The sequence below is a fragment of the Halostella limicola genome (genome assembly GCF_003675875.1).
Lineage (GTDB): Archaea > Halobacteriota > Halobacteria > Halobacteriales > Natronoarchaeaceae > Halostella > Halostella limicola.
The window spans coordinates 183,725-195,231 of record NZ_ML014752.1; the positions used below are offsets into that span (position 1 = coordinate 183,725).

General features: G+C 68.6%; 14 protein-coding genes. 6 read left to right on the forward strand and 8 right to left on the reverse strand.

From position 1 onward, the window contains the following. Positions 1-67 precede the first annotated feature (67 nt). Positions 68-238: a DUF1059 domain-containing protein gene (locus tag D8670_RS00900; protein WP_121816214.1), complete on the reverse strand. Its 171-nt coding sequence runs from the start codon at positions 236-238 to the stop codon at positions 68-70. Between the two features lie 89 nt (positions 239-327). Next, a complete protein-coding gene (gene hisF, locus D8670_RS00905; RefSeq protein ID WP_121816215.1) occupies positions 328-1,140 on the reverse strand; it encodes an imidazole glycerol phosphate synthase subunit HisF in 813 nt (270 codons plus the stop codon). Between the two features lie 158 nt (positions 1,141-1,298). On the opposite strand from hisF, the gene D8670_RS20530 reads away from it, so the two are divergent. Then, complete coding sequence (locus D8670_RS20530; RefSeq protein ID WP_162994106.1) at positions 1,299-1,469, forward strand: DUF7550 family protein; 171 nt, start codon at positions 1,299-1,301, stop codon at positions 1,467-1,469. Positions 1,470-1,504: 35 nt separating this feature from the next. Here the strand turns inward: D8670_RS20530 and crcB are convergent, their stop codons facing one another. Further along, the gene (gene crcB / locus D8670_RS00910) at positions 1,505-1,858 is read right to left on the reverse strand and encodes a fluoride efflux transporter CrcB (RefSeq protein ID WP_205596897.1); all 354 of its coding nucleotides are present in this window, start codon (positions 1,856-1,858) and stop codon (positions 1,505-1,507) included. After that, complete coding sequence (locus tag D8670_RS00915) at positions 1,855-2,244, reverse strand: fluoride efflux transporter FluC (RefSeq protein ID WP_121816217.1); 390 nt, start codon at positions 2,242-2,244, stop codon at positions 1,855-1,857. The genes crcB and D8670_RS00915 overlap by 4 nt, the downstream gene beginning before the upstream one ends. 122 nt (positions 2,245-2,366) lie before the next feature. Between D8670_RS00915 and D8670_RS00920 the strand changes: the two genes are divergently transcribed. Then, positions 2,367-4,400: a DUF7997 domain-containing protein gene (locus D8670_RS00920; protein WP_121816218.1), complete on the forward strand. Its 2,034-nt coding sequence runs from the start codon at positions 2,367-2,369 to the stop codon at positions 4,398-4,400. A 219-nt stretch (positions 4,401-4,619) separates the two neighbouring features. On the opposite strand, the gene D8670_RS00925 is transcribed toward D8670_RS00920, so the two are convergent. From D8670_RS00925 to D8670_RS00935, 3 genes are all read right to left on the reverse strand, one after another. Beyond that, complete coding sequence (locus D8670_RS00925) at positions 4,620-5,330, reverse strand: ThuA domain-containing protein (protein ID WP_121816219.1); 711 nt, start codon at positions 5,328-5,330, stop codon at positions 4,620-4,622. A gap of 64 nt (positions 5,331-5,394) precedes the next feature. Continuing rightward, positions 5,395-5,610 (reverse strand): DUF7120 family protein, encoded by a 216-nt coding sequence (locus D8670_RS00930; protein ID WP_121816220.1) that lies wholly within the window; start codon positions 5,608-5,610, stop codon positions 5,395-5,397. A gap of 182 nt (positions 5,611-5,792) precedes the next feature. Beyond that, positions 5,793-6,086, reverse strand: coding sequence for a hypothetical protein (locus D8670_RS00935; protein ID WP_162994107.1), 294 nt, complete (start codon positions 6,084-6,086; stop codon positions 5,793-5,795). Between the two features lie 190 nt (positions 6,087-6,276). Here D8670_RS00935 and D8670_RS00940 point away from each other — a divergent pair, with 190 nt between their 5' ends. Together D8670_RS00940 and D8670_RS00945 are read left to right on the forward strand one after the other, a co-directional pair. After that, complete coding sequence (locus D8670_RS00940) at positions 6,277-6,870, forward strand: molybdopterin-dependent oxidoreductase (RefSeq protein WP_121816222.1); 594 nt, start codon at positions 6,277-6,279, stop codon at positions 6,868-6,870. 70 nt (positions 6,871-6,940) lie between these two features. After that, complete coding sequence (locus D8670_RS00945; protein ID WP_121816223.1) at positions 6,941-7,774, forward strand: MBL fold metallo-hydrolase; 834 nt, start codon at positions 6,941-6,943, stop codon at positions 7,772-7,774. Between the two features lie 31 nt (positions 7,775-7,805). On the opposite strand, the gene D8670_RS21605 is transcribed toward D8670_RS00945, so the two are convergent. After that, complete coding sequence (locus D8670_RS21605; RefSeq protein ID WP_255459100.1) at positions 7,806-7,940, reverse strand: hypothetical protein; 135 nt, start codon at positions 7,938-7,940, stop codon at positions 7,806-7,808. A gap of 165 nt (positions 7,941-8,105) precedes the next feature. Here D8670_RS21605 and D8670_RS00950 point away from each other — a divergent pair, with 165 nt between their 5' ends. After that, on the forward strand, positions 8,106-10,532 hold the full coding sequence (locus D8670_RS00950; RefSeq protein WP_121816224.1) for a coiled-coil domain-containing protein: 2,427 nt from the start codon (positions 8,106-8,108) through the stop codon (positions 10,530-10,532). A gap of 63 nt (positions 10,533-10,595) precedes the next feature. Further along, entirely contained in the window at positions 10,596-11,507 is a 912-nt protein-coding gene (locus D8670_RS00955) for a DUF7551 domain-containing protein (RefSeq protein ID WP_121816225.1), read from the forward strand.

An 11,507-nucleotide genomic window follows, 5' to 3' on the forward strand; every position in this document is an offset into this window, starting at 1 on the left:
GGACGTTGGCCGTCGCTACCCTTCCGAAAAGCAAAACCGCCGGGGGTCCGTCGGTCCCGGAACCGTACTACACGTCTCGGATGTTCGACCGGATGTTCTGGGTAGTCTCGTCGTCGAGATCCATGTCGGGGTGTTCGCTCTGCGCGTGTTCTTGGGCCTGGGCCATCACCTCTTGCTCGCTCTCGCCTTCGATAGTCGCGTCGCAGCCGTCGACCATGCAGTCAAGTCTCTTCGTCATACTACGTATGTAGGACGTTAACACGTATAATGGTGGGGGACCGCCTCTCCGAACGACGACGGGGAGAGCAGGAACGGGCTCTGGCCGACCTACAGCCGGACCGGTACGTCGCGCTCGTCGAGGTACTCCTTGACCTCCCTGATAGAGTACTCGTCGAAGTGGAAGATGGAGGCGGCGAGCGCGGCGTCCGCGCCGGCCTCGGTGAACACCTCGTAGGCGTCCTCGGGGCCGCCGCAGCCAGAGGAGGCGATGACCGGCGTCGAGACGGCGTCGCAGACGCCCTTCGTCAGCGGGATGTCGTACCCCTCCTCGGTGCCGTCGGCGTCGATGGAGTTGACGAACAGCTCGCCCGCGCCGCGGGCCTCGGCTTCCTTCGCCCACTCGATCACGTCCACGCCGGTGCCCTCGCGGCCGCCCTTGACGGTGCACTCGAACCAGCAGGACTCGCCGTCGATCTGCGCGTAGTGCTCGCCCTGCTCGTCGAAGCGGCGCTGCGCGTCGACGCTGATGACGATGCACTGGCTGCCGAACGCCTCCGCGCCCTCCGTGATCAGTTCGGGGCGCTCCAGCGCGCCGGTGTTGATCGAGACCTTGTCCGCGCCGGCGCGGAGCGTCTCCTTGATATCGTCGCGCGTGCGGATGCCGCCGCCGACCGTGAGCGGGATGAACACCTCGTCGGCCACGTCCTCGACGACGCCGAGCATCGTCTCGCGGCCGTCCGCGGAGGCGGTGATGTCGAGGAAAACGAACTCGTCGGCCCCGGCCTCGTTGTACAGTTTCGCCATCTCCACGGGGTCGCCCGTGTATCGCAGGTTCTCGAAGTTGACCCCCGTGTACACCGCCGCGTTCCCGTCCTCGTCTAAGTCCACGTCGATGCAGGGGATGACTCGCTTCGTCAGCATTTACTACCTCACCCTTCGCGCGTGGGGCGTTTGACGGTTTCGACACGGCCAAGCCCGGCCGCGTCGCGTCGGCGGGCGCCGACCGGGTCGCGACGATCGGTCCGGCGGGACGCCGGGCTTCGGACCGTTTAAGGGCCGCCCGAAACAACTCGCCGGGTATGACCGGCGAAGACGAGCACGGCCACCAGGACACGGACGCATCGGACGTAGAACCCGGCCGCGAGACGGCCCCGCAGAGCCCCTACGGCATGCGGGAGGTCGGCATCGGCTTCGCGGTGCTCGCCGTCGGCCTCCTCGTCGCGTTCGCCGTGCCGCTCCTGCTGACCTGAGCCCGCCGCGCGCTTTCAGCGCCCGTCCGCCTTTTTCAGACAAGACCGACGACAGTCCCGCCGACCAGCACCGCCGCGAGCGAGAGCGCCAGGTTCAGGGCGGCGTTCGCGGCTGCCGTCCGCCGCTTTCCCCTGTCCCACAGCTGCACTGTCTCCACGGAGAAGGAGGAGAACGTCGTGAACGCGCCGCAGGCCCCGGTGCCGAGAAACAGCAGCGCCGACTCCGACGCGCCCGCGGCGGTGAGCGCGCCGAGCGCGAGGCTCCCAGCCACGTTCACTGCGAGCGTGCCCCGGGGCACGTCCGCTCCGCGCGAGACGGCGGCGTAGACGAGGTGGCGAGCCAGCGCGCCGAGCACGCCGCCGACCCCGACCAGGTACGCGGGGTTCACGCTCGCACCTCCGCGGCCAGCCGGAGGGCGGCCCAGCGACCCAGCGCGACGCCGAGGAAGCCGAGCGCGTAGTTGCCCACGACGTTGAGCGCGGCGACCGCCGGCGACGCCGCCGCTGTCTGGACGGCGAAGGTGCTGTAGGTGGTCAGCGACGAGAGAAACCCAGTGCCGAGCGCGACCCGCAACTGGCGGGAGAACGCGCCGACGAGCGCCTCTTCGTAGAGCACGAACCCGAGCAGCGCGCTCCCGGCGACGTTCGCCGCGAGGGTGGCCGACAGCGCGGGGAGCACCAGGTCCGCGGCGTACCTGACGTTCGCGCCGGCGAACCCGCCGAGCGCGATCAGGACCGCCGACTCGACCATCGTGAGGCTCTGAGACTCGGTCATCAGTCCGGGGAACTGGTCCAGCGCGCGAATAGCTTCCGACTCGGACCGCTACGGAGCGATGGTAAATCTATGAGAAAATATTTCACCAACCTTTATATTGGTCGGTGATCCGTGTGATCGGTATGCAATTCCGCGTGGCCCTCGACGACTTCAAGCGAAACAGTGGTCGCCGGTTTCCGGAGGAACACCGGACCACCGGCGCGTTCTCGGGGGGTGAGGGCCGTCTCGTTCACGTCGCGCCGACGGGCGCGTTGCGGGACTACGGCTATCCGCTCTCCGGCCTGTACGGCGTTCAGCGGTCCCGTCTCGGCATCTCCGTCGGCGACCGGGTCCGCTGGTTCGACGAACTGGACCCGACCACACAGCGGTATCGCGGCGACACCGCGCTCGTCGAGACCCGGCTCGACGCGGGCGAGTTCACCGTCCGCCAGTACGACCTGACGCTCGACGACCGCCACCTCACCCGGATCGAACTTCGCGGGGACGTTCCCGACGGCGCCGAACTCGTCGCCGCTTTCACCGCCGCGCCGGACGGCACCGAGAACCGCGTCGGCAACCTCGACCACGGGGATGCCGTCGAGGTGTTCCACCACGACGAGCACGACTACTTCGCCGCCGACACCGCGGCCGAGTTCGCCTGCGACGTGCAGGCCCCGTTCGACGCCGTGCTCGGCGAGGACCCGGTGCCGTTCCCGAGCGAGGGCGACGCCGGACGCTACGAGTCTGACAGCCTGACGCCCAACGTCGTCGTCAGAGCCCCGCTGTCGGACGACGACGGAACGGCGAGCGTCACCCTCGGGTCGCTGCTCGCCGACCACGGCGAGACTGACCGCGAGGCGGCGCTGTCGCGGCTGACCGCCGCCGTCGAGGGCCACGGCTCGCTCGACGCCCTCCTGGACGCCGCTCGCGACCGCCGACCGGCGGCGCTCCCGGAGGAACAGCCGCTCGGCGCGGTGGCCGCGGCGGACCTCCGAACCCTCGACCTCCTCGCCGCGCCGACCGGCGCGCGCGTCGCTGGCCCCGACTTCGACCCCTTCTACGCTTACTCCGGCGGCTACGGCTACACCTGGTTCCGCGACGACGCCGAGATAACGCGGTACCTCGCGGAGGCGGGCGAGGACCTCGGCGTCGACGTGGCCGACCACCTCTGCGACACGGCCGCGTTCTACTGCGACACGCAGGGCGACGACGGCACCTGGCCCCACCGCGTGTGGCCCCGCGACGGCACTCTCGCGCCCGGGTGGGCGAACGGCCGCATCGAGGACGGCGACGGCGTCGATTACCAGGCCGACCAGACCGCGAGCGTCGTCTCCTTCCTCGCGGACTACCTGCGACGGGCCGACGACCCCGACGAGCGGGTGGCCGACGCGCTGGCGGCGGCGGTCGACGGCCTCGACGACTCGCTGGCCGACGACGGCCTCCCGGTCCGCTGCCAGAACGCCTGGGAGAACATGAACGGCCGGTTCGCCCACACCGCAGCGACCTTCCTGCAGGCGTACGCCACCGTCGCCGACGCACCGGTTTCCGAGGGCCTCCGGGAACACGCCCGTGAGCGGGCCCACCGCGCGTACGAGGGCGTCGACCGCCTCTGGGTCGAGGGCCGCGGCGTCTACGCCCTGCGAGAGGACGAGGGCGAACTCGACGAGCGCCTCGACTCGGGCACCCTCGCGCTGGTCGAGGCACACCGCGCGTACGAGGCGATTGGTCCGGTCGACGAGACGCGCCGCGAGCGCCTCGTCTCCCACGTCGAGGCGACGATCGAGGGGCTCCGCCGCGACCCGGACGGGAGCGAGGTGCGCGGCCTCGCCCGCTTCGAGGGCGACCCGTGGCGCGTCGACGAGCAGGCCGACCCGAAGGTGTGGTCCGTCTCCACCGGCTGGGGCGCGGTCGCGACCGCGCACCTCGCGCTGCTGACCGGCGACCGCTCGCACTTCGACCGCGCCGGCGAACTCCTCTCCCATCTCCTCCCCGACGGGCCGCTGACCACCGAGACGGGACTGCTCGCCGAGCAGGTGTTCGACGACGGCACGTTAGACAGCGCGACGCCGCTCGGCTGGTCTCACGCGCTCCGGCTCCGCGCGATCGCGCTGCTCGCCGAACGGGACGAACTCCCGCAGGTCGAGGCCGGCACGCCGGCCGCCGCCGTGGACGACTGACCGCGGTCGGCCGGGCCAGCGCTACGTATAGCACCGGTAATACTACGCTCTCCTTCGCCGTCTTCGAAGCGGGCGTCGTTCGAGCGGTACGGCTACACTGTCGGGTTCGACGACGCCGCGCTCGGCCGTTCACGGGGCCGTCGGTCGATCGCCGTGCGGACTAGGCGCTGTCACCGAGAAATCGCGTGGCGAGGTACCGCTACGCGTCGGGTCGGCGGCTCACTCCTCGTGCGGGTCCACGCTCTCGTACGTCGGGGACGGCCCGTCGTCGGGCGCTGCCCAGCGGACGCCGTTGTCGATCACGTGCTGGATGGTCTCGTCGCGGTAGATGGGGTACGTCTCGTGGCCCGGCCGGAAGTAGAAGACCCGTCCGCTGCCGCGGCGGTAGCAACAGCCGCTTCGAAACACCTCGCCGCCCTCGAACCACGAGAGAAAGAGGAGCGTGTCGGGTTCGGGCACGTCGAAGCGTTCCCCGTACATCTCGGCCTCGGGGACGACGAACGACTCGTCGACGCCGTCGGCGATGGGGTGGCCCGGCTCGACCGTCCAGAGGCGCTCTCGCTCGCCGCTCTCGCGCCACTTCAGCGAGCAACTCGTCCCCATCAGACGTTTGAACGGCTTCGAGTAGTGCGCGGAGTGGAGGGGGAGAAATCCCATCCCGTCGCGGACGCGGGAGACGACCCGGTCGACGATCTCGCCCTCGACCTCGTCGTGGGCCGCGTGTCCCCACCAGAGGAGGACCTCAGTCCCGTCGAGGACGTCCTCCGTGAGCCCGTGTTCGGCTTCGTCCAGCCTCGCCGTCGTGACGTCGTGCCCGCGGTCTTCGAGCGCGTCCGCGAGGACGGCGTGGATCCCGTCGGGGTACACGTCGGCGACCTCGTCGTCCTCGCGCTCGTGGCGGTACTCGTTCCAGACGGTGACCGAAACCATGTCCAGTACGGCCACGGCCACGGCTAAAGGTCGATCGGTCCGAGAACGGGAGAAGGGAGAGCGGTTAGAAGACGTACTCGTCTTCGTGGCCCATCATGCCGTCGTCCTCCAGGCCGTGGTCCTGGTCGTCGTCCATGGGGCCGCTGGTCTTGTAGGCTTTCAGCCCGGTCGACAGGAGCTCTTCGACCGCTTCCTCGCGGTTGACGAACTCGCCCTGCTCGACCATCTGGGCGATTTGCATTTCGAGGTGTTCAGGGATATTGATCTCTACTTTCGGCATCGGATATTGGGTTTTCGGCGGAGTGGTATTTAAGTCTGGCGGGGGAACACACCGTATTCTGGAAATATTCGTTCCGTTTTGCGTTTGAATCTTCTCACAGTCACAACTGGAGTTCGGTGAATGGCGAAAAAATGTAACGATTGATGAAATACCGAGGGCGGATCGTACCGTCGTCCTCCGCGTTACCGGTTTTTCATCATCTCCTGCACGGCGTCGCGGATCGTGCTGCCGGGGCGGCTCAGGCGTTTGACGTCGTCGCGGATCTCGTTGATCTTGAAGTAGCTGCCCAGAGCCAGGAAGGTGGGCGGCCAGAGACCGACGAACAGGCCCATCTCCTTGTTGCCCTTTCCGAAGTAGTAGTACCACGACAGCGCGATGGATCCGACCGCCGCCCAGGAGAGCGGGCTCATGCCCGTCTTTTGCGTCCCTTCCGCCACGTCTTCCATCCTCTCCTGTTGCTGGCTTTCCTGTAACATTGCTTCTGGAGCATGGGCCACGGCGTACTTTGTTATTGAGCGCGTGTCGGGGGTTACACCCGAGTTATTACCGGTTCGCCCACCGTTCTCGTCCGTTCCAGCTACCGGGAGGCGCCTCGTGTCGGCGTAATCTCCGGTTAGTCGGCTGCAAGTCGTCAGGTCTACTATCGTCCCGCCACGATACCCGAACATGATCAAAGACGTCACGGACCTCTACAGGGAGTTCGGCGACGACCGCCTCCCGGCCGGGCAGCGGAAGACGGAGAAGTTCCCAGTGCTCTCGAAGAGCGGCACGCCGGAGTTCGACCCCGAGACGTGGGAGTTCACCGTCACCGGCGCGGTCGAGGAGGAACTCTCCCTCTCCTGGGAGGAGTTCCGCGACCTGCCGAACGAGACCCAGCGTCAGGACTTTCACTGCGTCACGGGATGGAGCAAGTTCGACTGCGAGTTCACCGGCGTCACGTTCCTCGAGATCGCGGAGCGTGCGGGCGTCGAGGACGACGCGGTCCACGTGATGTTCTACGGGATGGACGACTACACGACGAACCTCCCGCTGGAGCGGTGTATGCGCGAGGAAGTGCTGTTCGCGTGGGGGTACGACGGCGACGATCTGCCGCGCGAGCACGGGGGCCCGCTCCGCGTCGTCACGCCGCACCGGTACGCCTACAAGGGGTCGAAGTGGGTAAACGGCGTCGAGTTCCTCACCGAACCGGAGCGCGGGTACTGGGAGAAGCGCGGCTACTCCAACACCGCGAACCCGTGGAACGAGGAACGCTACAGCTAACGCGGTCGGCGCGGAGCGCGCGGGGCGAAAGGTCGTAACACTTACGCGGCCGCTGACCGCACGCGGACCTATGACAGTGAGCGACTGGGGCGACTGGCTGCCCCGCGCCGTCGAGGACGCCGACCCCGAGACCGTCGCGGTGTGGTATCTCGGCTGCAACGGCTTCGTACTGAAGGGAAGCGAGGGAACGACGCTCTTCATCGACCCCTACCTCGGCACCGGCGACCCGCCGCGGACGGTCCGGATGGTTCCCGTGCCGTTCGACCCCGAGGACGTCGACGAGGCCGACGCGGTGCTCGCCACCCACGAGCACGTCGACCACGTCCACGGGCCGAGCCAGGCGCCCATCCTCGAGAACACCGGCGCGACGCTGCACGCCCCCGACGACAGCCTCGCCGTCGCGCTCGACGAGGAGGAGTGGCAGGCCGACCACGACATCGGGGACGACCAGTTCGACGAGGTCGCGGAGGGCGACACGTTCGAGGTGGGCGAGTTCACCGTCCACGTCGAGGACTCGAACGACCCCGACGCCACGCATCCGGTGAGCTACGTGATCGAGCACGACGCCGGCACGTTCTTCCACGGCGGCGACACCAAGCCCAGCGACGAGTTCGAGCACGTGGGCGAGGAGTACGACATCGACCTCGGCGTGCTCGCGTTCGGCGCTATCGGAAACGTCCCCGACAAGGAGACGGGCGAACCGGTCCGGACGAAGTGGTACTGCGACGAGAACGAGGCCGTGAAGGCCGCCCGAGACCTGCAGTTCGACCGCTTCCTCCCCAGCCACTGGGACATGTGGAAGGGGATGACCGCGGACCCGAAGGTCCTCCACCACCACGCGCGGAGCTACGAGTACCCCCGAGACCTGGAGATCGTCGAGATCGGGGACCGCATCGACCTGTAACCGAACTGTCCCTTCCGACCGCGGGCTATCTCTAGAGCGCGCCGACCTCTGCGGGAAGGACGGTGATCTGTTTCCACCCCTCGCCCTCGCAGGCGAGCGGTCGCCCCGCGTTCGTCCCGGCGACGACGCGGTCCGGGGCGGACGGATGGGTCGCTAGGGTCCGCACGTGTGTTTCGTCCCGATGAGAAGTCCCGTGCCCGTCATACGTGGTCGAGCGCCAAAGCGGTAGTGTCAGTCTCCGAAAACCCGCCGAACTGGGCGGAAGCGGGAGGTGTTCTTCCGGCCGCGGCGCCCCGTGTCTTTTATGGTCATGCCCCCGATAAGAATCGGTATGAGTAGCCAAGTCGACACGGACGAAGAAATATCGATCGCCGCGGACGGCGTGACCGTCCGGAAAGCGTTCGAAGCTGAGGAGTTCCCCGTTCCAGCTATCAGGTTTGCTATCGAATCCGAACGAGACGCCCCCGTCTCTATTCGCCTCTCCGAGACGATCCCCGACGAGTTCCCGATGGACGGCGTCGGCTTCCACCCCGAGTACGAGGACGAGAACTGGACCGCCTTCCAGGACCACCGCGTCGCGTTCGACCGCACGCTCGAACCCGGCGAGCGCGTCGTCACCGTGTACGGCATCCGCGTGGACGACCCCGAGGACGCCCGCCCCTTCCTCACCGAGCCCTCTCTGGACGTCACGTCGCCCGACGGCGACGGCGAGCGAGCCGAGGCCGACGGGGCCGTCGAAGACGAGACGAAGATAGACGACATCGCCGGCGAGGAGAGCAACCAGGCGGTCAAGAACATGATCTCCGGGGAGAGCGAGAGCGTCCCCGGCCTCGACGACGAAGACGATTCCGCCGACGCGGACGACGAGGACGACTCCGGCGGCCTCGACCTCGACCTCGGCGACGTTGACACCGACCTCGACGAGGAGGAGACCGCGGACGTACCCGAGGACGAGGAGGAACCCGACATCGACCTCGGCTTCGGCGACGAGACGGAGATCCCCGACGAGGAAGACGACCCCGAGCCCGCGACGTCGCCCGACGAGGGTTCCGACCTCGATCTCGACCTCGGCGACGACGAGAGCGCGGAGGACGAGAGCGAGACGGCCGATGAGTCGGACGACGGCCCCGAGATCGAACTCGATCTGGGCGAGGACGCCGCGGACGAGGACGACGGCGAGGCGGCCGACGCCGACGAGGGCATCGAACTCGACCTCGAAGCGGCGGCCGAAGAGGCGGACGTCGACGCCGACGCGCTCGACGCTGACGAGGACGTCGCCGACGGCGAGGACGACGAGGCGGAAGCGGCCGTCGACGAGTCCGCGGACGAAGACGACGACGCCGCGACGGACGACGCGACCGAGGACGACGCGACCGAGAACGACGCGACTGAAGAAGACCTCTCGGAAGAGTCGGTCGACGATCCCGCTGTCGACGACACGGACGCCGAGGACGAGGCCGTCGAGGCGGAAGCGGACGACGAGGCGAAAGCGGACGAAGCGGTAGAGGTCGACGACCCGGACGAATCGACCGAAGAGGAAGTCGACGACGAACTGGCCGACGAAGCGGCCGATGACGACTCGGCCGACGAGCCAGAGGAGTCCGACGCCGACGAAGCGGAGGAGACGCCCGAAGTCGAAGACGACGAGACGGTCGAGGAAACGGTCGACGAGGAGCCGGCAGCGGACGACGAACCGGTCGAAGCGGCGGACGACGACGAGTCCATCGACGATTCCGAGGACGCAGCGGACCTCGACGATGCAGCAGACACCGACGACGCGGCGGAAGAAGACGCCACCGCCGAGTCGGAGGAGCCCGCGGAAGCAGCGGTCGACGAGGCCGAGGAGGACCTCGCGGATGCTTCCGACGAGGACGCGACCGGCGAAGCCGAGCCGTCGGCCAACGCGGACGCCGAGCCCGCTGACGCAGCGAACGAGCCCGCCCCGGCGGCCGAGGGGTCGGTCGCCGCCGCGCTGGCGGACGAACTCCGCGAGGGACGCGTCTCCGAGGACGACAAGGCGGTGCTCCGCGAGGAGCTCGACGCCGAGCTTTCGAGCACCGACGCGGCCCGGATCGACCACCTCCGCCAGCAGGTCAACGACCTTGCGGCCTACACTGAGGCGCTGGAGGAGTTCCTCGACGAGGAGGGTACGGGCGAGGAGATAATCGACAGCTTCCAGGCGGAAGTCGAGGCGATGCGCGAGGAACTCGACGCGCTGGCCGACGAGACCGACGCGAACGCGGACGAACTCGACGCGGTCGCCGAGGACGCCGCGACGAACGCCGACGCGCTCGACGACCTCGAAGCCACCGTCGAGGACGTGACCGGCCGCGTGGAGGCGGTCGACGACCGGATCGAGGACGTGCGCGAGGACGTCCAGTCCCGCGTCGACGACGCCCGCGAGGAGCTCGAAGCCGACGTCGAGGCAGTCAGCGAGGACGTCGCCGACGTGGACGCCGCGGTCGACGAGGTACGCGAGGACCTCGGCGCGGACGTCGAGGACGTCGAGGAGCGCCTCGGCGGGACCGAGGAACAGGTCGACGCCGTCGAGAACGCCGTCAACGGCGTCGCGGACAACGTTCAGGTCGTCGAGGGCGAACTCCGCGAACTCGACGACGACGTCGAGGGGCTGGACGACGACGTGGACGACCTCGACGAGGAGATCGAGTCGCTGGAGGCCGACCTCGAGGATCTCGAGGAAACCGTCGAGGAGATCCAGAGCTGGCGCGACCAGCTCGGCGAGATGTTCTCGGGCTGAGCGACGGACCGGAACGGTTTTATTTTTAGGCACCCCTAAATCGTAGCAAGGAGCGGACCCCACGTGGTCGGAAACACCCTACGCGAGATCCGCGAGCGCATCGACGCCCTCCGGGCCGGTGACGGGCGGTTCTACGTCGTCTGTGCGCGTACGGGCGAACGCCCCGTGCCGATCGCCGACGCGCGCTTCGACAGCAGGGCGACCGCCGTCGAGGCGGCACACGTCGCGAAGGAGTACCGGTCGGCGCTGCGGCGCTACGACCCCTCGCTCGCGTTTCGCGACCTCATCGTCTGCGAGGACCAGTGGATCACCGCCGACGACGCCGAGACCGACGCCGATGACCTGCTGTCGTTCTGCCACGACGTCGCCGGCGTGTTCTTCGAGACGCTGTCGGAGCGGGGGTACGACGAGGTGGAGCGCGCCGTGTTCGACGACTACCTCGACGCCGCCGAGGTCGTCGACCGCGACGAACTGTGTCTGGAGTTGCTTCGGAGCCTCGTCGACGCGCTCGACGGTCGCCTGACGCCGTCGGAGCAGGCCTCGCTGGTCGCCAGCGCCGCCGACCGCTTGCCGTCGCCCGACGCCGAGGAGCGGGACGCGTCGATCCTCCGGTCCTCCCCCTCTCGCGACGAGGCCGGGCAGCCGGTCGACGCGACGCTGACCCGCCTCAGCGACGTCGACCTGATCGCGGGCTACAGCGTCTCCGCGGCGGGCGGGCACGCGCGGACGCGGAGCGTGACCCTGTCCGAGTACGCGCTCGCGGAGGACGTCCGCGCGTCGGTCGCGGCGGGCGAGGACCCGGACGCCAGGCTGCCGACGCTTCCGCTCGTGGTCGATCTCCTCCGGCGCGTCCCTAGCGGGGCGGTCGCGATCGAGGACGCGACCGTCACCGAGGACGGCTGGCGACTCGCGGTGACGACGGGCGCCGAGTCACCGACTGGCCTCGTCAGCGTCGCCGTCGACGGCGTTGCGTAA

Bases quoted from the DNA above. Each gene is read 5' to 3' on its own strand.
- D8670_RS00945 (WP_121816223.1), top strand. From the start codon at position 6,941: ATGACAGTGAGCGACTGGGGCGACTGGCTGCCCCGCGCCGTCGAGGAC.
- D8670_RS00920 (WP_121816218.1), top strand. From the start codon at position 2,367: ATGCAATTCCGCGTGGCCCTCGACGACTTCAAGCGAAACAGTGGTCGC.
- D8670_RS00900 (WP_121816214.1), bottom strand. From the start codon at position 238: ATGACGAAGAGACTTGACTGCATGGTCGACGGCTGCGACGCGACTATC.
- D8670_RS00930 (WP_121816220.1), bottom strand. From the start codon at position 5,610: ATGCCGAAAGTAGAGATCAATATCCCTGAACACCTCGAAATGCAAATC.
- D8670_RS00915 (WP_121816217.1), bottom strand. From the start codon at position 2,244: ATGACCGAGTCTCAGAGCCTCACGATGGTCGAGTCGGCGGTCCTGATC.
- D8670_RS00950 (WP_121816224.1), top strand. From the start codon at position 8,106: ATGAGTAGCCAAGTCGACACGGACGAAGAAATATCGATCGCCGCGGAC.
- D8670_RS20530 (WP_162994106.1), top strand. From the start codon at position 1,299: ATGACCGGCGAAGACGAGCACGGCCACCAGGACACGGACGCATCGGAC.
- D8670_RS00935 (WP_162994107.1), bottom strand. From the start codon at position 6,086: ATGTTACAGGAAAGCCAGCAACAGGAGAGGATGGAAGACGTGGCGGAA.
- D8670_RS00940 (WP_121816222.1), top strand. From the start codon at position 6,277: ATGATCAAAGACGTCACGGACCTCTACAGGGAGTTCGGCGACGACCGC.
- hisF (WP_121816215.1), bottom strand. From the start codon at position 1,140: ATGCTGACGAAGCGAGTCATCCCCTGCATCGACGTGGACTTAGACGAG.
- D8670_RS00925 (WP_121816219.1), bottom strand. From the start codon at position 5,330: ATGGTTTCGGTCACCGTCTGGAACGAGTACCGCCACGAGCGCGAGGAC.